General features: G+C 72.9%; 13 protein-coding genes. 7 read left to right on the top strand and 6 right to left on the bottom strand.

Going from position 1 to position 23,421, the window contains the following annotated elements; all coding sequences use genetic code 11:
- Nucleotides 1-17: 17 nt before the first annotated feature.
- Both V5P93_RS17100 and V5P93_RS17095 read right to left on the bottom strand, forming a co-directional pair.
- Nucleotides 18-4,799 (bottom strand): HAMP domain-containing protein, encoded by a 4,782-nt coding sequence (locus V5P93_RS17100; protein ID WP_181043549.1) that lies wholly within the window; start codon nucleotides 4,797-4,799, stop codon nucleotides 18-20.
- A 163-nt stretch (nucleotides 4,800-4,962) separates the two neighbouring features.
- Complete coding sequence (locus tag V5P93_RS17095) at nucleotides 4,963-5,358, bottom strand: ATP-binding protein (protein WP_104479834.1); 396 nt, start codon at nucleotides 5,356-5,358, stop codon at nucleotides 4,963-4,965.
- Nucleotides 5,359-5,567: 209 nt separating this feature from the next.
- Between V5P93_RS17095 and V5P93_RS17090 the strand changes: the two genes are divergently transcribed.
- The 3 genes from V5P93_RS17090 to V5P93_RS17080 all read left to right on the top strand — a co-directional run bounded on the left by V5P93_RS17090 (nucleotide 5,568) and on the right by V5P93_RS17080 (nucleotide 14,649).
- Nucleotides 5,568-11,858 carry an Ig-like domain-containing protein gene (locus V5P93_RS17090; protein ID WP_104479833.1) on the top strand — a complete coding sequence of 2,097 codons (6,291 nt, stop codon included), beginning with the start codon at nucleotides 5,568-5,570 and terminating at the stop codon, nucleotides 11,856-11,858.
- A gap of 157 nt (nucleotides 11,859-12,015) precedes the next feature.
- Complete coding sequence (locus tag V5P93_RS17085; RefSeq protein ID WP_104479832.1) at nucleotides 12,016-13,554, top strand: M48 family metallopeptidase; 1,539 nt, start codon at nucleotides 12,016-12,018, stop codon at nucleotides 13,552-13,554.
- Between the two features lie 30 nt (nucleotides 13,555-13,584).
- Nucleotides 13,585-14,649 carry a DUF4034 domain-containing protein gene (locus tag V5P93_RS17080; protein ID WP_181043548.1) on the top strand — a complete coding sequence of 355 codons (1,065 nt, stop codon included), beginning with the start codon at nucleotides 13,585-13,587 and terminating at the stop codon, nucleotides 14,647-14,649.
- A 268-nt stretch (nucleotides 14,650-14,917) separates the two neighbouring features.
- Here V5P93_RS17080 and V5P93_RS17075 read toward each other — a convergent pair whose 3' ends face one another.
- Nucleotides 14,918-15,517 carry a protein phosphatase 2C domain-containing protein gene (locus V5P93_RS17075; RefSeq protein ID WP_104479831.1) on the bottom strand — a complete coding sequence of 200 codons (600 nt, stop codon included), beginning with the start codon at nucleotides 15,515-15,517 and terminating at the stop codon, nucleotides 14,918-14,920.
- A 3-nt stretch (nucleotides 15,518-15,520) separates the two neighbouring features.
- Between V5P93_RS17075 and V5P93_RS17070 the strand changes: the two genes are divergently transcribed.
- Nucleotides 15,521-15,970, top strand: coding sequence for a hypothetical protein (locus tag V5P93_RS17070; protein ID WP_146108064.1), 450 nt, complete (start codon nucleotides 15,521-15,523; stop codon nucleotides 15,968-15,970).
- Nucleotides 15,971-16,463: 493 nt separating this feature from the next.
- On the opposite strand, the gene V5P93_RS17065 is transcribed toward V5P93_RS17070, so the two are convergent.
- A complete protein-coding gene (locus V5P93_RS17065; protein WP_104479829.1) occupies nucleotides 16,464-18,374 on the bottom strand; it encodes a hypothetical protein in 1,911 nt (636 codons plus the stop codon).
- Nucleotides 18,375-18,535: 161 nt separating this feature from the next.
- On the opposite strand from V5P93_RS17065, the gene V5P93_RS17060 reads away from it, so the two are divergent.
- Nucleotides 18,536-19,153: a GNAT family N-acetyltransferase gene (locus V5P93_RS17060; RefSeq protein WP_104479828.1), complete on the top strand. Its 618-nt coding sequence runs from the start codon at nucleotides 18,536-18,538 to the stop codon at nucleotides 19,151-19,153.
- A 460-nt stretch (nucleotides 19,154-19,613) separates the two neighbouring features.
- Here V5P93_RS17060 and V5P93_RS17055 read toward each other — a convergent pair whose 3' ends face one another.
- Complete coding sequence (locus tag V5P93_RS17055) at nucleotides 19,614-20,324, bottom strand: hypothetical protein (RefSeq protein WP_104479827.1); 711 nt, start codon at nucleotides 20,322-20,324, stop codon at nucleotides 19,614-19,616.
- Between the two features lie 165 nt (nucleotides 20,325-20,489).
- Here V5P93_RS17055 and V5P93_RS17050 point away from each other — a divergent pair, with 165 nt between their 5' ends.
- Nucleotides 20,490-21,452: a helix-turn-helix transcriptional regulator gene (locus V5P93_RS17050; protein WP_104479826.1), complete on the top strand. Its 963-nt coding sequence runs from the start codon at nucleotides 20,490-20,492 to the stop codon at nucleotides 21,450-21,452.
- On the opposite strand, the gene V5P93_RS17045 is transcribed toward V5P93_RS17050, so the two are convergent.
- Nucleotides 21,394-22,533 carry a DUF418 domain-containing protein gene (locus V5P93_RS17045; protein ID WP_104479825.1) on the bottom strand — a complete coding sequence of 380 codons (1,140 nt, stop codon included), beginning with the start codon at nucleotides 22,531-22,533 and terminating at the stop codon, nucleotides 21,394-21,396. The two genes, V5P93_RS17050 and V5P93_RS17045, sit on opposite strands and share 59 nt — an antisense overlap.
- A 224-nt stretch (nucleotides 22,534-22,757) precedes the next feature.
- On the opposite strand from V5P93_RS17045, the gene V5P93_RS17040 reads away from it, so the two are divergent.
- Entirely contained in the window at nucleotides 22,758-23,387 is a 630-nt protein-coding gene (locus tag V5P93_RS17040; protein ID WP_104479824.1) for a response regulator transcription factor, read from the top strand.
- The last annotated feature ends 34 nt before the right edge of the window (nucleotides 23,388-23,421 follow it).

Here is a 23,421-nt window from a genome sequence, read left to right as displayed (position 1 = left end):
CCCGCTGTCTCCCCGGGTCACCCGTTGAGCCACCGGCGGACCCGGGCCATGAGGTCGTCGGCGTCGAGCGGTTTGGTGACGTAGTCGTTGGCGCCGGACGCCAGGCTCTTCTCGCGGTCGCCGGGCATCGCCTTGGCGGTGACGGCGATGATCGGGAGGGTGGCGTGCGCGGGCATGGCCCGGATGGCGGCGGTGGCGACGTAACCGTCCATCTCGGGCATCATGACGTCCATCAGGATCAGGTCGACGTCGGCGTGGTCGACGAGCATCTCGATGCCGCGCCTGCCGTTCTCCGCGTGCAGCACGCGCAGCCCGTGCAGCTCCAGGATGCTGGTGAGGGCGAAGACGTTGCGGGCGTCGTCGTCGACCACGAGGACCTTGCCGTCGAGCCGGTCGTCGATCTCCGCGGCGGGCGCGCCCGCCGCACCGGTGCGCACCTGCGGTGGCACGTCCGCGGTCAGGTGCAGGGCGATCCGCTCGCGCAGTTCGTCCAAACTGGACAGCAGTTCGACGCGGTGGGTCTCGCCGCGGCCGCGCAGGACGGCCTCGTGGTCGGGGTCGAGGCGGCGGTTGTTGTAGGCGAGGACGGGCACGGCGCGCAGTCCGGCGTCGCCGTCCATGTCGCGCAGCAGCCGGATCGCGGCGTCGTCGGGCAGGTCGAGTTCGAGCGCGACGCAGTGGAAGGCACCACCGGCGAGCGCGGCGGCGGCCTCGCGGGTGCCGACGGCGGTGACGACCTCGATGGGCCTGCGGCCGTCCTCCGGGCCGGTGCCGGTGGCGTCGATGACGGCGCTCTCGGCGACCAGCGACAGCAGCCCCCGGGCGCGCTGCTCGACGACGAGCAGCCTGCGCGGCAGGGCGGCCTCGGCCGGGGCGGGTGGTTCGTGCCGCGGGTGGTCGCCGGGGGCGTCGGTGGGGCGGGCCTCGAAGTCGGGTCGGGTGACCGGCAGGTAGAGGGTGAAGGTGCTGCCGCGGCCGGGGGCGGACTCGGCGGTGATGGCGCCGCCGAGCAGGTGCGCGATCTCGCGGCTGATCGACAGACCCAGCCCGGTGCCGCCGTACTTGCGGCTGGTGGTGCCGTCGGCCTGCTGGAAGGCGCCGAAGATGGAGCCGAGCTGCTCCTCGGCGATGCCGATGCCGGTGTCGCGGACCCGGAACGCCACGATGGGCCCGTACTCGGCGGCCTGCGGGGGCAGTTCGTCGGCGCGGGCGAGGTCGACGACGAGCTCGACCTCGCCGGACTCGGTGAACTTGACGGCGTTGGACAGCAGGTTGCGCAGCACCTGCCGCAGCCGGGAGTCGTCGGTGAGCAGGTGCGACGGCACGTCGGCGGCGGTGGTGATGCCGAACCCGAGGCTCTTCTGCGTGGTCAGCGGCCGGAAGGTGGCCTCGACGTAGTCGAGCAGCTGCCGCACCCGGACGCGCTCGGGGGTGACGTCCATCTTGCCCGCCTCGACCTTGGACAGGTCGAGGATGTCGTTGATCAGCTGCAGCAGGTCGGACCCGGCGGAGTGGATGATCCCGGCGTACTCGACCTGCTTGGGGGTGAGGTTGCGGGTGGGGTTCTGGGCCAGCAGCTGGGCGAGGATGAGCAGGCTGTTGAGCGGGGTGCGCAGCTCGTGGCTCATGTTGGCCAGGAACTCCGACTTGTACTTCGAGGCGAGCGCGAGCTGCTGGGCGCGGGTCTCGAGTTCCTGGCGGGCCTGCTCGATCTCGAGGTTCTTGGTCTCGATGTCGCGGTTCTGCGCGGCCAGCAGCGCGGCCTTCTCCTCCAGCTCGGCGTTGGACGACTGGAGCTCGTCCTGCCGGATCTGCAGCTCCTCGGAGCGGGCCTGCAGCTCGCCGGTGAGCCGCTGGGACTCCTCGAGCAGCTCGTCGGTGCGGGCGTTGGCGACAATGGTGTTGACGTTGACACCGATGGTTTCCATCAGCAGTTCCAGGAACGCGCGGTGCACCTGGGTGAACCGGTGCACCGAGGCGAGCTCGATGACGCCGAGCACCTGGTCCTCGACCAGGATCGGCAGCACCACCAGCGCGGAGGGGTCGACGCCGCCGAGGCCGGAGGTGATCCGGACGTAGCCGGGCGGCAGGGCGTCGACGGCGATGGTGCGCCTGCTGCGGGCGGCCTGCCCGACGAGCGACTGGCCGCTGGCGAAGCGCTGGTCGCCGGGGGTGTCGGGGTGGCCGTAGGAGCCGACGAGCCGCAGGCCGGTGCCGTCCTCGGCCAGGTAGAAGCCGCCGTACTGGGCGCCGACGAGCGGCACCAGCTCGTCCATCACCAGCTCGGCGACGACGTGCAGGTCGCGGTGGCCCTGCATGAGCGAGGAGATGCGGGCCAGGTTGGACTTGAGCCAGTCCTGCTCCTGGTTGGCCTGGGTGGTCTCGCGCAGCGACTCCACCATGGAGTTGATGTTGTCCTTGAGCTCGGCGACCTCGCCGGAGGCGTCGACGCTGATGGACCGGGTGAGGTCGCCCTCGGCGACCGCGCTGGTGACCTCGGCGATGGCCCGGACCTGGCGGGTGAGGTTCCCGGCGAGCTCGTTGACGTTCTCGGTCAGCCGCTTCCACGTGCCGGACACGCCCTCGACCTCGGCCTGGCCGCCGAGGCGCCCCTCGGTGCCGACCTCGCGGGCGACGCGGGTGACCTCGGAGGCGAAGGACGAGAGCCGGTCGACCATCGTGTTGATCGTGGTCTTGAGCTCCAGGATCTCGCCGCTGGCGTCGACGTCGATCTTGCGGGTCAGGTCGCCCTGCGCGACGGCGGTGGTGACCTGGGCGATGTTGCGGACCTGGCTGGTCAGGTTGTTCGCCATGGAGTTGACGTTGTCGGTCAGGTCCTTCCAGGTCCCGGCGACGTTGGGCACGCGGGCCTGGCCGCCGAGCATGCCCTCGGTGCCGACCTCGCGGGCCACCCGGGTGACCTCGTCGGCGAACGCGGAGAGCGTGTCGACCATGACGTTGATGACCCCGGCGAGCGCGCCGACCTCGCCCTTGGCGTCGACGATGATCTTCTGCGACAGGTCGCCGCGGGCGACCGCGGTGGCGACCGTGGCGATCGAGCTGACCTGGCCGGTGAGGTTGGAGGCCATGACGTTGACGTTGTCGGTCAGGCCCTTCCACGTGCCGGACACGCCCCGCACCGTGGCCTGACCACCCAGCTTGCCCTCGGTGCCGACCTCGCGGGCCACCCGGGTGACCTCGTCGGCGAACGCCGAGAGCTGGTCGACCATCGTGTTGATGGTCTCCTTCAGCTCCAGGATCTCCCCGCGCGCGTCGACGCGGATCTTCTGCGACAGGTCGCCGCGCGCGACCGCGGTGGTGACCTGGGCGATGGAACGGACCTGCGCGGTGAGGTTGTCGGCCATGACGTTGACGGACTCCGTGAGGTCCTTCCACGTCCCCGACACGCCCTTGACGTCGGCCTGACCGCCGAGCCGCCCCTCGGTGCCGACCTCGCGCGCCACCCGGGTGACCTCGTCGGCGAACGCCGAGAGCTGGTCGACCATCGTGTTGATGGTGCTCTTCAGCTCGAAGATCTCGCCGCGGGCGTCGACGGTGATGTTCTGGGTCAGGTCGCCGCGCGCGACCGCGGTGGCGACCTGGGCGATGGAGCGGACCTGCGCGGTGAGGTTGCCCGCCATGAAGTTCACCGAGTCGGTGAGGTCGCGCCAGGTACCGGACACGCCCTTCACATCGGCCTGACCACCGAGGATGCCCTCGGTGCCGACCTCGCGGGCCACGCGGGTGACCTCGTCGGCGAAGGCGGAGAGCTGATCGACCATGGTGTTGATCGTGTTCTTCAGCTCGAGGATCTCGCCTCGCGCGTCCACGGTGATCTTCTGCGACAGGTCGCCCCCGGCCACCGCCGTGGTGACCTGGGCGATGTTGCGGACCTGGTTGGTCAGGTTGCCCGCCATGAAGTTGACGGAGTCGGTGAGGTCGCGCCAGGTGCCGCCGACCCCGGGCACCTCCGCCTGCCCGCCCAGGCGCCCCTCGCTGCCGACCTCGCGGGCCACGCGGGTGACCTCGTCGGCGAAGGCGGAGAGCTGATCGACCATGGTGTTGATCGTGCTTTTCAGCTCGAGGATCTCGCCTCGCGCGTCCACGGTGATCTTCTGCGACAGGTCGCCGCGGGCCACGGCCGTGGTGACCTGGGCGATGTTGCGGACCTGGACGGTGAGGTTGTCGGCCATGAAGTTCACCGACTCGGTCAGGTCCTTCCACGTCCCCGACACGCCCTTGACGTCGGCCTGACCGCCCAGGCGCCCCTCGGTGCCCACCTCCCGGGCCACCCGGGTGACCTCGTAGGAGAAGGCCTGGAGCTGGTCGACCATCGTGTTGACGGTCTCCTTCAGCTCCAGGATCTCCCCGCGCGCGTCGACGTCGATCTTCTGCGACAGATCGCCCTTGGCCACGGCAGTGGCGACCTGGGCGATGTCGCGGACCTGGGTGGTGAGGTTGCCCGCCATGGCGTTGACGGAGTCGGTGAGGTCGCGCCAGGTGCCGGACACGCCCTTGACGTCGGCCTGCCCGCCGAGTCGTCCCTCGGTGCCGACCTCGCGCGCCACGCGGGTGACCTCGGAGGTGAACAGGGACAGCTGGTCGACCATGCCGTTGAACACGGTGGCGATCTCACCGAGCAGGCCGTCGGCGTCGTCGGGCAGGCGGGTGCCGAAATCGCCGTCGCGGACCGCGGTGAGACCGGCCAGCAGCTGGCGCAGCTGCGGTTCCCCGACGACCGCCGGGGCCCGTCCAGCGTTCCCGGTGACGGGACCGTCCTCCAGCCGCGCCTCGCTCATCGCCCGTCCCTCGACTCAGGTGTTCCGCCCCGCGGCGGAGGGGTCCGGGGCCACCGTACTCAACTCGCGCCCGGACCCGCGCTCCGCCGCGAAGGTGAGACCGACCAGCGGCGCCTCTCGTCCGCCGGACGGCCGCCGGGCCGCTCCCGCCGGTCGGCCCCGGTCAGCGCCGGTCACCGCGCACGGCGAAGTACGCGGTCAGCGAACCCCGGTCGTCGTCGACGGAGAGGTCGACGCGCTCGGCGACGCGGCTGATGACCCGCAGCCCGCGGTCGGCCTGGGTCGGGTGGGCGGTGGCGGTCCAGGTGAAGTGGTCGACGGCGGTGAGCACGAGGACCTCGTGGTCGAGGTGCAGCGTGACGGTGGTGCCGCGGTCGGCGCCGCCCTGGTCGATGGCGTCGCTGACCGCCTCGTGCGCGGCCAGGACCACGTCGTGGCGCACCGGGCGCGGTACCCGCCGGGAGGTTAGCCAGCCGCGCAGGGTGCGCCGTAGTGGCGCCAACTGCTCTGCGCGAGCGGGCACGGTCGTCGAGAACACGGCGGGCTCGGGCGCGTCCATGCCCGGGGAGTTCCCGCGACGGCCGCGCGCACACGTGATTGGTTCAACCATTCCTTCCCGATCACGGCGGGTAGTGGCATCCCTCGCGCGGGTGAGCGCGGCCGCTACGTCGGGTGAACTCGATGGCGGGGGCCGTCCGCGCGGCGGTGAATGTCGGTCCGCCGGGTCACCCTGGGTCTGGTTTCGCGAAAACCCCAGGAGGAGAGCCGATGTCGGGGTCCGCCACGCGCCGGGCGTTCGCCGTGCTGCTGGTCGCCGCGCTCGCGGTGCTGCACGTGGCCACGAGCGCCGTCCTGCCCGCCGCCGCGGCGCCCGCCGCGCTGCCGCGGTGCGGCGATTCCGGCACACCGTCGGTGGTCGCGGTGCAGGACACGCACTTCCACATCGACTCCGGCTCGGCGCAGCTGTTCTCCGGCTACGCGGGCTACCGGGTGGTCTCGGGCTCGTCGGCGCGCACGGGCCTGTGGCTGGGGTTGAGCGGGTTCACCGGCGGCGTGCTGGGATTGGCCGCCGCGCAACCCGCGTCGGTCTCCCTGCCGGACTTCGCGGGCGGCACCGCCGCGACCCGGTTCTTCCTGCTCACCGCCACCGGTGTGACGACGACCCCGCAGACCCACACGGTGACGGTCCACGACGGACCACCCGGTGCCGGGACGGCGCTGTGCGCGCGGACCTTCACCTACGCGGACGTGGTCGACACGATCAAGGCGCTGGCCAACAAGGTCGACGGCGTCACCGCCTCGACCGCGGGCACGGCCAAGCTGGGCGACGTGGTCACCGTGACGGTCACCGGCCACACCGGCACGCTCGGCGCGGGCCCCGGCAACGACCCGGGCGTGCTGTCGTACACGCCGAACGCGGTGGGCGGCTTCCCGGCGTCGGCGTGGCGGTTGGAGCGCACCGAACTGCGCGTGTCCCCCGACGGCGTCGCGCCGCAGGTCACCTACGTGGACGGCCTGTACCTCTCGGGGGCCAGCGGTCCGGACCGGCCCTACACCGCCCGCTACACCTTCCGCGCGATCGGCCCGGCCGCGTCCCCCGCGGTGATCAAGCCGATCCAGTACATCGCCAGCGGCACGCAGGTGAAGCACACCGACCCGGGCGGGATCGCGGGCGGCTCGCTGCCGGTGGTGTCGTCGACCTCGCCGCTGACGCTGGCGAAGGCGCTCACCTCCCCCGGCACCGGGATCCTGGCGGCCGGTGGCGGGACGGCGACCTACGCGCTGCGGCTGACCAACTCCGGCGACACCGCCCGCACGGTCGACTACCTCACCGACACCATCCCCGAGGACGCCACCTTCCAGGCGGGCAGCCTCACCCTCGACGGCCGCGCGGCGGCCGACCCGGAGATCTCGGGTCGGACGCTGACGGTGCCGGGCCCGCTGACCGTGCCTGCGGCGGGTTCGCTGCGGCTGGCGTACTCGCTGGCGCACGGCCCGACGGCCGGGCCGCGGACCAACTCGGCCACGGCCCGGGCCGGGGAGTCCGTTGTGGACACCACGGCGGACGTGTCGGACTCCGCGCCCGCCACCGCGACGGTCACGGTGGCCAGCTCGGCCGCGCTCAACCTGGTCGACGACATCGTGATCACGGCCGCGGGGACACCGGCCACCGTCGACGCGCTGGCCAACGACTCCGCGCCGTCCGGCCTGCCGCTGACGATCACCGCCGTCGGCACCCCGGGCAGCGGCTCCGCGGTCCTGAACCCCAACGGCACGATCACCTACACCCCCGCGTCCGGCGTGTCCGGCAAGTACAACTTCACCTACACCGCCTCTGACGGCACCACCAGCGGATCGGCGACCGTGCGCGTGTCGGTGCTGCCCGCGGCCGTGCAGGACACCTACAGCACCGGCAAGAACGCCACGCTCTCGGCGTCGACGGTGCTGACCAACGACGCCTGCACCAGCTGCACCGTCAGCACGACCCTGGTCAGCGGGCCCACGCTCAACGGCTCCCCCAGCGGCACGGTCACCATGGCCACCAACGGCACGTTCACCTACGTCCCGGCCTCCAACGCCACCGGAGCGGTCACCTTCACCTACCGGGCCACCGACAGCGCCAGCCACACCACCACCGCGCAGGTCACCATCTACGTCGCCGACCTCGCCCCGGACTTCGCCACCACCCCGTCCAACACGGCGGTCGTCGTCCCGGTCAAGGCCAACGACCCCGGCTGCACCGGCGGCTGCAAACCACAGGCCGGGACGGGCGCGGCGCGAGGCACGGTCACCTATTCCAGCGGCGGCACGGTCATCGTCACCTACACCCCCACGACCGGGCTGTGGGGACTGGACGGGTTCACCTACGGCATCACCGGCAGCAGCGGCAGCTCCACCACCCCGGTCACCGTGCTCGTCGGACCCCCGGCGAACCCGCTGCGCACCACCTACGGCCTGCCCGCCACCGTCGCCCTGCCCACGGGCGGGTCGTGCACGGGGTGCGCGTACTCGCTGGCCTCGGCGCCCGCCCACGGATCGGCGTCGATCGACGCGTCGACGGGGGCGGCCACGTTCACCCCGGCCGCCGGGTACGCGGGCACCGACACGTTCACCTACACCGTGTACGACCCGGTGAGCGGCCTGCGGGTCACCGGCACGGTCAACGCCACCGTCGGCCCGGCCGCCGTGGACGACGACGCGACCACCCTGCTCGGCTCGAACGCGTCCGGCACCGTCGCCACCAACGACGCCTGCCCGAGCACGTGCACCCGCACCAAGCTCACCGATCCGACCTCGGGCACGGCGACCCTGGCCGCCGACGGGTCGTTCACCTACACCCCCGGCACCTCGATCGGTGTCTTCTCCTTCACCTACCGCATCACCAGCTCGGTGTCCGGGTCGGCCAGCGCCGACGCGACCGTGCGGATCACCGTGCGCGGCGCCGTCGACGACACGGCCTCCACCACGCCGGGCGCGCCGGTGGACATCGCGGTGCGCACCAACGACCCGTGCACCGGCTGCGCGCTCGCCTCCGTCGGCACACCCGGCTCCGGGACGGCGGCGATCAACGGCCAGGGCATCCGGTACACCCCGGCGGCGGGGTTCTCCGGGCGCGTCACGTTCCCGTACACCCTCACCCAGGGCGGCGCGTCGACCACGGCCCAGGTGACCGTCACCGTGTCGCCGCAGGCCCAGCCGGACCAGGCCACGACCGTCGCGGGCACGGCGGTGTCGGTGTTGCCGCTGGTCAACGACCTCTGCGCGAACTGCGCGATCACCGCGCTGGGCACGCCGACGGCGGGCAGCGTCAACCGGCAGGGCGGCGTGGTCACCTACACCCCGGCCGCGACGGGCACGGCGACGTTCACCTACGAAGCCACCGACGGCTCGGGCAACACCGCCACCGGCACGGTGACCGTCGAGGTGCTGGCCGCGCCCTCGCTGACCGCCGACACGGCGACCACCCCGGGCCGCACCCCGATCGCGGTGGCGGTGCTGGCCAACGACTCCTGCTCCGGGTGCGCGGTGTCCATCGAGGCCGACCCGGCGCACGGCGCCGCCGTGGTCGACGTGCTCGACCGGGTCTCCTACCGGCCCGACCCGGGGTTCAGCGGCGTCGACACCGTCCGCTACACCGCCACCGACCCGACCACCGGCGCCTACGCCACGACGACGCTCACCGTCACGGTGTCCCCGGTGGCCCGCGACGACGACGCGACCACCGGGGTCGGCGCCCCGATCGTCGTGGACGTGCTCGCCGACGACGACTGCGCCGCGTGCTCCCTGAGCGTCGGCGCGACCACCGGCAACGCGGTGTTCACGGTGACCAGCGGGCGGATCAGGGTCGAGCCCGGCGTCGGGTGGTCCGGCACCGCCACGGCCGTCTACACCGCGACCGACCCGGCCACGTCGCAGACCGCCACGGCCACGCTGACCGTCGTGGTCAGCGACGCCCGACCCGACTACCTGACGGTCGCGGCGGGCGCGTCGGTGACGAACCTGACCGTGCTGGCCAACGACGCGTGCGGCGGCTGCGCGGTCACCTCGGCCACGGCCGCCACCTACGGCACCTCCAGCGCGCACGGCGTCTACGTGGACTGGGTCCCGCCCGCGAACTTCGCGGGCCTGGCCACGTTCGACTACACGGCGGGCAACGGCAGCCAGTCGGTCACCGCGCAGGTGCGGATCCTGGTCACCCCCGTGCCGTACGCCCTCGCGGTCGCCGTGGACAACCCCGCGACGTTCCGGCCACCTGCCACCAGCACCTGCGCGGGCTGCGACCTCACCCCCCGTTCCGCGCCCGAGCACGGCGACCTGGACTTCGACGGCATCGACTTCACCTACACACCGAACTCCGGCTACACCGGCACCGACGGGTTCACCTACCGGCTCACCGACCCGGTATCCGGACTGACCGTAGAGTCCACTGTGGACATCACGGTGTCGGCGCCGGTGCCCGCGCCCGCGCTGGCGGTCACGGTGACCACACCGGACACCGGATCGGAACCGCGCGCGGGCGACGTGGTCACGTGGACGTGGACGGTCACCAACACCGGCAACATCGCCCTCACCGGCCTCACCGGGGGCGACGCCTGCCAGGCCACGACCCTGGCCGTGGGGGCGAGCACGCAGTGCACCACCACGCGCACGCTCACCCAGTCCGACGTCGACGCCGGGCAGGTCGGGTCGCGGCTGGACGCGACGGCGTCCAGCACGGCGGGCCCGGCGACGGGATCGGCGCAGGACACGGCGCTGCTGGCGCGGGTCCCGGTGGTCCAGGTGACCGCGACCGCCGCGATCACCACCGGGAGCCCGACGGCGCCCGCCGTGGGCGACGTGATCACGGTGACCTACGTGCTCGACAACACCGGGAACACCACCCTGTCCCAGTTGGGGGTGACGGGGTCACTGCCCACGATGACCTGCGACCGGACCACGGCCGTCCCGGGGCAGCAGGCGACCTGCACGGGCACGCACACGATCACCCAACCCGACCTGGACTCGGGTTCGTGGGGCAGTTCCGGCACCGCGACCGCGACTTCACCCGGCACCGCGCAGCCACTGACCGCCGCGCGCACCACCTCGACCCCGCTGCCCACCACCCCACCCACCACCACAACCGACAGCACGACAACCGAAACCACGACAGCGGACACGACCACCGAGACGACCACATCGGACACCACGACCGAAACCACGACTACGACCACAACGACGACCGACACGACGACATCGGTGACCACTACCACCGACACCACCACGACGACCTCCGAGACCACCGCGGAACCGACCAGCACCACGACCACCGAGTCGACGACGACCACCGAACCGACGACAACGACGGAAACCACAACGACAACAACCGAACCGACCACCACCACGACCGAACCCACGACTACAACAACGGAACCGACCACGACCGAGTCGACGACCACCACGACCGAACCCACCACTACGACAACCGAACCGACCACCACAACCACTGAACCGACCACGACGACAACCGAGACGACCACCACGACGACCGGACCGACCACGGAGACGTCCACGACGACGCCGACCACGTCGGAGTCCACCACCGAGCCCACGTCGACAACGACAACAACGACCACTCAACCGCCGACTCCGACGGCGACGACCAACCCGACCCCCACGACCACGGCCCCGTCGGTCACCCTCACCTCGCCGCCCACCACCACGGCGGCGCCGACACCGACACCGACGTCGTCGGTGACCGGCACGGTCTGGTTCGACCGCAACCTCGACGGGGTGTTCCAGTCGACGGAGTGGCCGCTGCCGGGGGTGAGGGTGACGTTGACCTCGGCACCCGTCCGCGCCGCCACGCGGCTCCCGGGTGACGGGTTCGGTTCGCGGATGGCGCCGCGCAGCGCGCTCGCGGCGGCCGCGGCGGTGGCGCCGGTGGTGTCGACCACGACGACGGGCGCGGACGGCACGTACCAGTTCGACAACCTGACCCCGGGCGGGTACGTGGTGTCGGCGTCGGTCGCGGTCCCCGGGTTCTCCTACACCTCCGACAGCGACGGGTTGGCCGACTGGTCGGTCCAGGTGAACGCGTCGGCGTCGGCGCCGGTCGTGGCCGGGTTCGCGGGTATCGGGAAGGGCGCGGTCGGCGGCACGGTGTTCGAGCGCGGCACCCAGGTCCCGATCGACGCCGCCGAGGTCACCTGCCGGTGGGCGGGCCTCGACGACGTCCTCGGCACCGCCGACGACGTGCTGATGTCCGCCCGCGCCGACGCGGGCGGCGCGTTCGCCCTGGCCCAGCTGCCCTACGGCATCTACTCGTGCCGGGGCACCGACCCGGTCACCGGGTCCACCTCGGACGCGGCGGAGGTGTCGGTCATGTCCGCCACGCCGGTCGAGGCGCGGCTCCCGGTGACCGTCGCGCCCGCCGCCACGCCGCCCACCCTGCCCGCGCCCGCCCCGGCCGCCCTGCCCGACACCGGTGCCGCGCCGGGACCGCTCCCGGCGGTGGGTCTGGCCCTGGTGGCTCTCGGCGCGTTCCTCCGCCGCAGGTTCCGCCACCGGTCCGGGACGTGAGCGGCGGGCGGGCCGCGACCGCCGCTCGACCGGCCGGTGACCGGGCCGTGACGGTGGCGGTGAGTTGGGCCGCTACCAGCGGTTTTCCTTTGCCAAACGCCGTTGGCGTACGGCACACTCCCCCTGCCGTGCGGTAGGCGGCTCTGGGGAGAGGTTGATGTCCGTTCCGGTGCGCTCGTTCACCGCGACCTGCGCCACCGCGGTCGCGTTGCCGATGCTGGTCGTGTTCCCGTTGGTGGCGGTCGCGGCCATCGTGGCCATGGTGGGTCTGGTCGGGTGGTTCCTGGTGGACGGCCACCTGATGGCCGCCGTCGGCGCGGGCCTGGTGTTCCTGCCCGCCGCGTGGGCCATGGCCGCGGCGCTGGCCGAGGTCGCCCGGCACCCGACCGAGCACCTGGTCGGCCTGCCGGTGACCGCGCGCATGCAGCCCCGGCTGTGGGCGTTCGTGGCGCGGGTCGCCGACGAGGTCGGCACGCCGCCGCCGGACGAGATCCGGCTCATCCCCGAGGCCAACGCCGGGTCCACCGAGCTCACCCGGCTGCTGGGGCTGTCCGTGCGCCGCCGCGTCCTGTACCTGGGCGCGCCGCTGCTGGCCGGGCTCACCGAGAAGCAGTTGGCGGCGGTCGTCGCCCAGACCCTGGGCTACTACCGGGCGCGCGGCGGGAAGCTGTCCGGGTTGGCCATCTCCGGGCGGGCCGCGCTGTCCCGCGCCCACGAGCACATGGCGGCGGAGCGGGCCACCCAGCGGCTGGTCAAACGCCTCTTCGGGGTCTACAGCCGCGCCTACGACCGGCTGACCGCGCCGGTGGGCAGGCGCCAGCAGCTGGTCGCGGACGCGATCTCGGCGCGCATCGCCGGGTCGGCCGCGGCGGAGAGCGCGCTGCTGGAGGTGCACGTCGTCGCCGGGATGTGGGACCTGTTCCTGTCCCGGCACGTCACGGTGGCGTGGCGGGCCGGGTACCTGCCGGACTCGGTGTTCGACGGGTTCGCCGCCATGCGCGCCGCGCCGGAGCTGTACGGGGTGCTGGAGGAGATCCGCCAGCGGGTCGGCGCCGACACCGACACGGACCCCGACGACATCTCCCTGTCCCGGGCACTGCGCATCGCCGCGATCCGGGCCATCGACGCCCCCGCGCCGGACAGCCACGACGCGCCCGCCGTGGAGTTGCTGCTGTCGGGCCCCGCCACCCTCGACCGGGCGCTGCTGCTGGTCATGGACCCCGCGGCGGACGCCAAGAAACGCGTCGACTGGCCGACGCTGCGCCACATCGGGCTGCGCGACCGGTACCGCCGCGACGCGCTGCGGCTGCTCAAGGTCGCGGGCCGCGTCATGGACCGGCCGCCGTCGCTGGGCACCGTCCTCGACGCCATCGACGCCGACCGGCTCGACGCCCTGGCCCCCGCCGACGGCGGCCCGGACGCGGGTCCGAGGGCGCGCCGCGAGTACGCCCGCGAGGTCGTCGGCCGCGAGCTGTACGGGCTCGTGCTGCTCGCCTTCGCCGACTCCGGTCAGGCCAGGTGGGGCGTCGACTGGTCGGGCCGCGAGCACATGACCACCGGCAGGCTCGACCTGGCGCACATGCACGGCATCGTGCAGGCCGCGGTCGCCGCGGACGGCGGCACCGGCAGCCTGCGGGAGAACCTGACCGCCGCGGGCATCACCACCGGGTTCCGGCCCACCAAGAAACTCCCCTGACCCCGAGACCCGAGACCCCGAGGCCCGGCCGTGCTGTTGACGCCGAAGAACATCGCCTTGACGCTGCGGCTGCGCAAGGCGTCGCGCCGCGCCGGCGTGCCCGTGCGCGAACTGCCGGAGCCCGACCTGCTGGCCGCCACCGACCCGCGCACCGACCCGACGAAGTGGGGACTGCCCGCCGACGACCGGGTCGTCACCCGCGGCCCCGACGAGGACCCCGAGCTCACCGCCGCCGTCACCGCGCTGCGCGAGGGCAACTGGGAGCCCGCCGCCACCCGCCTGGCCGCGACCTGGAGCGACTGGGACACCCGGGGCCGCGTCACGACCGCGCTGGGCGAGGCCGCCGCCAACGACGACACCTGGCTCGAGGCGTGGCGCGCCGCCCGCCCCGACGACCCCGGGCACGCCGTCGTGCACGCCCGCGCCCTGGTCTCGCTGGCCTGGCAGGTCCGCGGCGCAGGCTGGGGGTCGGACATCGCACCGGAACAGGCCACCGCCTTCCGGCGCCTGCTCGGCGACGCCGAACCGGCCGCCTACGCCGCGGCGATGGCCGCCCCCGAGGACCCCACGCCGTGGGCGACGCTGCTGACGATCGCCGTGGGCCGCTCCTGGGACCACGACGAGTTCGAGGAGGCCTGGCAGCAGCTCGTCGACCGCGACCCGGCCAACGTCCTGGGACACCAGTCGGCGCTGCGGTACTGGAGCGCCAGGTGGCACGGCTCCGACGACCTGATGACCGCCTTCGCCGAACGCGCCGCCACGGTCGCCCCGCCCTTGGCCGTACTCCCCCTGATGGCCGCGTTCGAACTGGACCACGTCCCCGACGCCTGGCACACCCGGGCGATCACCGACGCGCTCGACGTCCTCCTGCCCCGGTTGGCGACCGCCACCGAGAGCCACACCACCCGCGCCGAACGCGGCTGGGCCATCGCCGCCCTCCGCGAGCGCGGCCGCCACCCCGAGGCCCTGGACCAGTTCCGCGCCCTCGACATCCACGCCGACGCCGCCCCCTGGCCCAAGTACGACCGCCCCCTGCTCGCCTTCCTCCAACACCGCCGCGACGCCTGCCGCAAGGCGGGAAGACGCCACCGCTGACCCAGCGGGGAGGCCGTCGGCAGCCCTCCACAGCCGACTACTCCGACACACCGCGACCAACCCCGGTCAGCGGAGCCCGACCGTGCCACACACCGTTCGGTCCGCAGCACAACCACCGACTCCGAAACCGCCATTGCGACGACCACGGTCGACAGCCCACTTCCAGGCCCGCGCAACACCCCTCGGCGCGTCGCCGACCGTTCCACCCCGCAGTGCTTGACATGCCCCACCCACGCAACAGCGTCCGGCACCCCGCTAGCCAGCACGCTCAGCGTGGCTCGAAATGCCCCACCCACGCCACCGCCGCCGCTCGATCCGCCACCCGGTCCTCCCGCCGGACCGCCACCGTCTCCAGGAACCGCAGCGGTGACGGCGGCACCGCCCACGCCGAGGACAGGTACGGCAGCGCCTGCTCCGGCTGCGCGCGTCCCGCCAACCCGCACGACGTCACCGCCAACACCTCACCATCGCGCACCGCGACCGGCCGCACCTGCTGTGCCCCGCCCTGCGGCATCGGGTCGGTGGACCTCGCCGGGAACACCGGTTCCGGCCCCGACGGTCGCACGACCCACCCCGTCGTCGCCCCGATCCGGCCCACGACCGCCGCGACCTCGCCGCCCGGACGCACCCCCGTCGGCACCAGCGCCACCGCCAGCGACACCCGGAACCCCGCCGCGCCCGACGCCCGTTTCGCCACGTCCCGGTCCACCTCCCCCAGCAGCTCCCCCACGAACCGGACCGGGCCCGACGGCTCGTCGCGGGCCAGGCGGTGCTGGAACCACCGGCGCACCGACAGCGTCGCCCACCGGGCCGCCTCGGCCGCGGTCTCGCCGTCGCCCACCCCGTCGGCCACCGCCAGCAGGCACAAGTGATGTGCACGCGGCTGATCGGCGCCGACAACGCCAGGTCCGCCGTCGTCAACTCGGCGAACCTGCGGTACACCCGCGCGAACAGCTCACCGGCGCGCAACGCCGTCCGCGGCACCCGCTCGTCCAAGCCGATCAGGTACCGCTTGGCACCCCGCAGCCGCCACTGCCGACCCGGCCGCTCGTCGGCGAAGTCCACCTGGTCACCGTCGACCACCAGGTCGCTGCTGCGCGTCCGCGACGGCGACAGGTGGTACTGCCGCAACGGCGGGCTCGCGAACACCTCCCGCCACGCCTCCACCCGCAGCACCGGGTCGCCCAGCGTCTCCGCCTCGATCGCCACCGCCGGATCCCCCTCCGGCGGCACGGCCACCCGCAGCAGCGCCCACGCCCGCGCCACACCGCGCTCCGGCAGCGCACGCACCTCCATGTGCCGCATCTGCCGGAAGTCGTAGATACCGCCCACGGCGGCACTCGTCCCGAAATCGAACGTCACCGACGCCCCGGCCTGCGTGGTCGCGGGCTCGCGCCCCGGGCCCGTCATCTCCGCCTCCCGCTCGACACCCGCCGACCCACCACCCCGCACCGGCCCCGCGTCCCGCACGTGCCGCGCCGACAACCGGAACGCCGACCGCACCACCGGCCCCGCCACCGGGGTCCCCCGCTGCCGCCGCCGGTAGAACACCGCCACCGTCGGGTCCGCGGGTTCCCACGACCACGGCCGCAACGCCACCTCCACGACCGCGCCCGCCGAACTCGACCCGGCCAGCCCGGGCACCGGCGGCGACAAGTCGGTCGACGACACCACCTCGACACCGTCGAGGACCTCCACCGCGTCGATGTCCCCGTCGACCACCAACGACGCCAACACCAACCGCGGCGCGCCGTCCGCGCCGGGACGCACCAGCACACCGTCGCCCGCGGGGCGACCGTTCGACCCGGCGACCACTAGCGACCGCCCCGCGACCGCTCACGCCGCAACTCGTCGAGCTTGCGCTCCACCATCCGCAACGTCCCGACCCCCGACGACGCGGGGGTCGCCTTCGCCACCAGTTCGGCCAGCGCCACGTCCGCCTCCGCCCACGCCGCGGTGATCGACGGCGCCATCCGGTGCACCAGCAACCCCTCCAGCAGCGTCGCCAACTCCAGCCGGGTCCGCGCCACCCACCGCAGCGTCAACGCGTCACCGCTGTCCCCGCCGAAGCGGCCGTCGGTCATCATCGACAGCAACCGCGCCCCCAACTCGCCGAACCGCGCCGCCTCGGCCCGCGCGCGGTCCTCGTCGAACGCGGGCGGCGACAACGACAGCCCGTAGTCCGCGCCCCACTCGTCGAGCAGGTCCTCCAGCGCCTCGTGCGACACGTCGATCGCCGCCGCCGCCACCTCGGCCAGGCCGACCTTCTCGAACGCCGACCTGGTCCGCGGCACCGAACCCGACCAGCGGCCGGTCAGGAACAGCGGCCGCAACCGGTCCCACTCGCCCATCCCGTAGACCGCGTCCTCCGCCGCGCGCCGCGCCAACCGCCGCATCCGGTCGATCGGCGTCTGGTCGCCGCGCAACCGCACCAGCCGCGCGTGGACCGCCCAGTCCTCCGTCCGCGTCGCGGACCGGTTGTCGCGCAACACACCCACCAGCCGCGCCGCGCGGTCCATCAACCGGGTCAACTCGGCCTCGTCGACCCGGCCGCCCGACCGCGCCGCCAAGCGCTCCACCAGCTCGCGCAACCGCCGCGTCCCGCCGTCGAACAGCGCCTCGGACACCGCCTCCCGCAACGCGCCCCGCGTCGGCCCGGTCGGCGTCCACGGGGCACGGGTCCACTGGTCGCGGGCGCGTTCGGCCGACACCCACGCCTCCGCGTTCGGGCTGAACCGGGCCCACTGCTCCGCCGACGCGCACGCCCACGGCCCGCACACCGCCGCCACCTCGGCCTGCCTGCCGCTGACCTGCCAGTCCCGCACGGTCGTCGCCACCGCCGACTCCAGGTTGTGCAGCACCGCCGGGTCGCCGGGCGAACCGAGGCTGTCCAACCGGGTCGCCACCAGCACGCACGCCGACATCGCGTGCGCGGGCGGGGCCTCGAAGTCGTTGCCCGCGGCCAACCCCACGACGTTGAGCGCGATGTGCGCCACCGCCGAGCGCTGCTCGTTGATCAGGTTCTCCAACGCGCGGCCCTTGCCCGTGCCGGGCAGGTCCACCACCGTCACCGCGCGCCTGCCCGCCCACGACAGGTCCCACTCGGCTCGCGGCACCGCCAACTCGACGACCACCCGCTCGACCAGCGCCGTGCCGAACCCGTCGATGCGCAGCACACCGCCCCGGCGGGCGAACTCCTCGGCGGAGTACGTGGCGCCGTAGTCGAACGCACTCGTAGCCGCGACCAACTGCGCCACCAACGCGTCGTTGTCCCCACCCGTCCCGGCCAACTCCGCCAACGACAGGTCCGTCTCGGGCGGCAACCCGAGCAGCGCGACCGCGCGCCTGCGGGCCGTGCTCTCAGTCATCGTGCAGATCCACTGGCGGGGCGGCACCGGGTCGTCGACCTGCGCCAACCGCACCTCGGTGGGGGCCGGGGTGATCGCGCCCTCATCGATCGCCAGCAAGCCGGGGCGACCGAGCAGCAGCTCCACGGTCGTCGACTTCAGCGACGACACCGCGCCGGACACCGCGATCCGCACCTCACCGCAGCTGACCCGGTGGATCTGTTCCAGCACCGAGCACAACTCCGCCACGGTGTCGGCGGCGGCACCGGTCCTGGTCTTGAGCAACTGCTCGATCTCGACGTCGAACCGCCCGCGTCTGCGCCGCCCACCAACCGCGCCGCCGTGGGCGACCGTCTCCTCGGCCGTGGTGTCCGTCATCGCGTCCGACCTCCCGCCGCGCGCCTGCCCGGGAGCCCCGACCACCGGCGCACCCAGCCCATCGCGTGGAGATCGACACCCGTTTCGACCTGCGAACGGACAGAAAAAGGACAGTCCGAGAGCCGATAACCGTTTGGCCCCAGCACAACAACACCACCACGATGGCGACCGGTCACACACCAACCGGAAAGGTCCCGATCCCGTTGCGCGCCCTGCTCACCACCGACCGACTGACCCTGCGCCGCTTCACGCGGGCCGATGTGGACAACCTCGTGTCCCTCGACGCCGACCCACAGGTCATGCGCTACCTCACCGGCGGCGTCCCCACCCCGCGCGAGGTCGTGGAATCCACAGTCCTACCGGCGATCCTCGCCGAATACGAACGCGGCCCGGTGGGCAAGTGGGCGGCCACCGCGGACTCCGTCTTCGTCGGCTGGTTCGCCCTGGACCCCCGAACGCCGGGCGACGCGCGGGAGGTGGAGCTGGGCTACCGCCTGCGTACGTCGGCGTGGGGCTCGGGACTGGCCACGGAGGGCTCGCTGGCGTTGGTGGACATGGCGTTCCGCGAGCTGGGCAGCCACCGGGTGTGGGCGGAGACGATGTCGGTCAACCATCGGTCTCGCCGCGTCATGGAGAAGGCTGGTTTGCGCTACGTCCGGACTTTTCACCTCGACTGGGACAACCCGATCCCGGGCACGGAGGAGGGTGAGGTCGAATACGAACTCCTCCGCGCCGAGTGGATCAGGAACTCGGGGAACCAGTCCCCGCAACACTCTTGAGGCTGAATCACTACTCCCGCACCCCGAGCAAGAGGGCATCTCTTCCTGACTGAAGACCTCCCTCGCCCTGCCGCCCCGCTCACTCACGCCCTAGTCCTTCGGCGCCTCAACGGTCCCAACTACGGACATCCGCTCGGCGGGCCGCAGGGACAGAGCAGAAAACCGCCCGATCCGACCACCATCACCAGTCCCTCCAGCGGCATCGTTCCCTTGTCCACGCTCCCCGCCCACAGCCGTTACCTTTCCTCACCGCGCCCCGCCTCTCCGCCTCACACCTCCTTGGCGTCTGTCTTGCACTTCGGGGTGATCATTGTGGGGCGTGAATAGGCCTCGCAAGAGTTCACACCCCGATTCACGCCGCCCCTGCGCCGATAGACTGGAGCAGGCCCCCCAAAAAAGAGGAGGGCGGGGGCTGCACTTGGGGCGGGCGGGGGTTCTGGAAGTCATTCAGGTCGGGCGACTACTCCAGCCGGAACCAGTGCTCAGCGAACCGCCAGTACTTCGTTGTCCCACGGTCGAGGACCACGATGTCGAGATCCGCCAGCTGTTCCTTGAGCGCGTGGGTCTTGGGTCGCATCTTGTCCTTCTTGGACAGTGCGAACTCCCTGGCGCGGAAGAGTTCGTCGGCTCCCGCCGGCATCCCGGGGGTCCCGGGCACCCAGATCCGGAACTCCGCCTTGTGCGGGTCCTCCGGCAACCACTCGTACCCGTGCTCCGCGAACGCCCGGCCGACCGCGCCCGCCCGCTGATCACACGGCTCCCGGTACAGCTCCTCGGTCCTCGACCCCAGCAGCACCAGGTCCCCCTCATCCAGAAACGCGGCCTTCACCTCCCCGCGCGGAAAAACCCTCGCCACCCTCCTCGACAACACCCCCACCTCATCATCGGCAACAGTCAGCGTCAGGCTTTCGTGCCGACCCCTCCGCGCCACCGACCCACCACCCGCCGCGCCCACGACGAACGCGGCGATGGTCCCCCACAGCTCCGGCAGCTTCGCGACGAAATCGACCATCGGCAGGAACGACGACCCCAGCGCGTCCAGGAACCCGTCCAACAACGCCTGCACCGCCAGGTACACGCCGCCCACCAGGGCCGATCCGCCCACCACGAACAGCACCGCGAGGACGGCCGTCGTCCTGGCCGGGTTCGCGACGACCGTGGGCTCCCGCACGGGCGGACCCTAGCCTGCAACTCCGCGCCGGGCCGGAAACCGCCGCCGGTCGTGGGCGTGGCGGCGGGGTTGATGGACGAGCCAGAACGGTGTACGGAGTAAGCGGCCCCCTGCGGGGTACCAGACACAGACACTCCCGGCCACCACCGACCCGTGGAGCAGGACATGTCCTTGACCGGAACGGCCGCGCCGCCGCGGCGGACCGAGTTCGTCACCACCGAGGCCGACCAGGCGCACCAGCACCTCGTCGCGGCCTACGACCAGGGGCTGCGGATGAGCGGACTGCTCGGCGCCCGCGCCCTGCGGCACGACCGCACCGACGCGGGCCTGTTCGCCGTGGACGACCTGGAGCTGCCGATGCGCCTCGGGTTCGACGCCGACACGTTCGGGTTGCTGATCATCGAGTGCCGCGCGGGCCGGGTCGAGCGGACCATGGCCGGGACGGAGGACCGCGTCGGGGCGGGGGACGTGCTGGTGCAGACCCAGCCGGAGATGCCGTTCGCCGCCCGCACCGAGGACGCGGCGCTGCGGTCGGTGATGTTCCACCCCGAGTTGTTCACCCAGGTGGCGGAGTCCGCCGGGAACCGGTTGCGGTTCACCGGGTTCCAGCCGGTGTCCGCGGTCGCGCAACGCCGCTGGAAGGACGCGGTGAGCTACATCGCCGACCTCGTGCTCCCACACCCCGAGTACCCGCTCCACCCGCTGGTGGTGGCCAACGCGGGGCGGCTGCTCGCCGCGACCGCGTTGGCCACCTTCCCGAACACCGCGCTGCTCGACCCGTCCCCCGGCGACCGCAACGACGCCGGTCCGGCGACGCTGCACCGGGCCATCGCCTTCATCGAGGACCACGCCGCCGACGACATCACCGTCGCCGACATCGCCGCGGCGGCGCGGGTGACGATCCGGGCCGTGCAGTTGGCGTTCCGCCGCCACCGCGGCACCACCCCGATGGCCTACTTGCGGCGCGTGCGGCTGGAATGCGCGCACCGGGACCTGCGCGACGCGGATCCGGGACGCGAGACGGTGTCGGCCGTAGCCGCGCGGTGGGGTTTCTTCAACGCGGGCCGGTTCACCGCGTACTACCGCGAGGCGTTCGCGGCGCTGCCGAGCCAGACGCTGCGCGGCTGAACCCGGGCGCCCGGTAGGCCATGTCCCACAACGTCTCCACCGGACCGCGGTCGTGGCGGGTCATCCACCAGCTCGCGCCCGCCACGACCGCCGCGGAGACCAGCAGCCAGCAGGCGACTGTCCACAAAGGTCCACCGGTGCGGCCGAGGCCCCAGTCGTAGCACAGCACCGACCCGAGGACGTTCTGCGCGATGTAACACGACAACGCGCAGCGCCCGACCGCGGTGACACCGCGCCGCAACGGGCCCGCGGCGGCGCGCATCCGGCGCACCAGCGCGGTGACGGCGCCGAGCAACCCGAACGCGACCACCGGCGCGCACGCGTAGCGCTCCACCAGCGCCCACTGCGGTCCGGCCCACGCGGTCAGCGCGCTCAGCGGCAGTCCGGCGCCGAGCCCCCACGCCGCCAAGCGCCGCCGCAGGACCGCGCCGCGCGGCGTGTCCGCCAACGCACCGGCCCGGTACAGCCGCGAACCGGCGAGGAACAGCACCACCCCGAGCGGCAGCACGAACACCGCCTCGGCGCGGTACACCAGGAACTTCTCCACCCGGGTCGCGACCTGCGCGGTCCAGTCGGACGTATCCGGGGGCGTGCCGCCGGACAGCGATCCGCCGTCTGCCAACAGCAGCGCGGTGATCCCGCCGACCACCACAAGGTGCAAGGTCGCGGCGGCGGCCATCCACCACCGCTGGACGCGGTCGCTCCGGCCGACCAGGTAGGCGACCTGCACGGAGATCACCGCGTAGAACATGAGCACGTCGAATTCGAACACCAGCAGGTAGTGCAGCGCCCCCTCGACCAGCAGCAGCGTCGCCCGCCACAGGTACCGGCCGGGCCAGCGGGCGCCGCGGCGCAGCGCCGAGGCGTGCTGGATGGCCAGACCGACCCCGAACAGGATCGACAGCAGCGCCAGGAACTTGCCGTTGCTCAGCACCCGCAGCGCGGTCTCCACCGGCCCGGCGGCGCCGAAGATCCCGCTGATCCCCGCCGGACTGCTGAAGATCCACACGTTGGTGCCGAAGGTCCCCAGGATCGCCACACCGCGCAGCACGTCCAGTGCGGTGAGCCGCTTCTCCCCCATGTCTCCCCCTTCTTCCGTCCCGGCCACGCTAGGCACGGGGCGCGGCGGGGTCGTCCGTCGTCGGGGGGAGGAGCCGATCATGCTTTCGACCGACCACCGGACCACCGGTGGTCGGTCGGTCCACCGCAACCGGTGTCCCGTGCGGACTTGGGCCTCACGCCCGGCCGGTGCGCGGCGATAGGGACCACTAGGGACACGTCGTCGCCGGAGGTCAAGGGGGGAACATGGAACCGGTCCAGGTCGTGTTGCACGCGATCGACGTCATCACGCGCGCGGGGCTCGACGCCGCCCTGCGACCGCGGCGGGAGGTGCGGCTGGTCGCCGACGGGGACCGCCCCGACGGCGACCGCACGGTGGACCTCGTCGTCGCGGAGACCTGGGACCCGCGCACCGAGACCCTGTTCCGCAGGCTGCACGCGCGCGGCAGGCACCGGGTGGTGCTGGTCGCCGGGGAGATCGACAACGCGCACCTGCTGGAGATCGTCGGCATCGGCGTGGCCGCGGTGGTCCGCCGCGCGGAGGCCACCCCGGACACCCTGGTCCGGTTGGTGAGGGCCACCGCCGCGGGCGACGGCGCGCTGCCGCCGGACCTGCTGGCCGGCCTGCTCGACCGGGTCGCCCGCCTCCAGCGGCAGGTGCTCAGCCCGCGCGGCTGGGACCTGGCCGGGGTGTCGGCCCGCGAGGCCCAGGTGCTGCGCATGATCGCCGACGGCCTGGAGACCCGCGAGATCGCCGAACAACTCTGCTACTCCCAGCGCACGGTGAAGGGCATCCTGCACGACGTCACCAGCCGCTTCCAACTGCGCAACCGAGCCCACGCGGTCGCCTTCGCCCTGCGCGAAGGGCTCATCTAGGCAGTTCAAGGCGGGGAGCGCCAAGAGGTCCGGC

The organism is Actinokineospora auranticolor, assembly GCF_041897805.1.
Lineage (GTDB): Bacteria > Actinomycetota > Actinomycetes > Mycobacteriales > Pseudonocardiaceae > Actinokineospora > Actinokineospora auranticolor.
The sequence above is the reverse complement of the archived record's forward strand: the minus strand, read 5'-3'. Positions and strand labels throughout refer to the sequence as shown.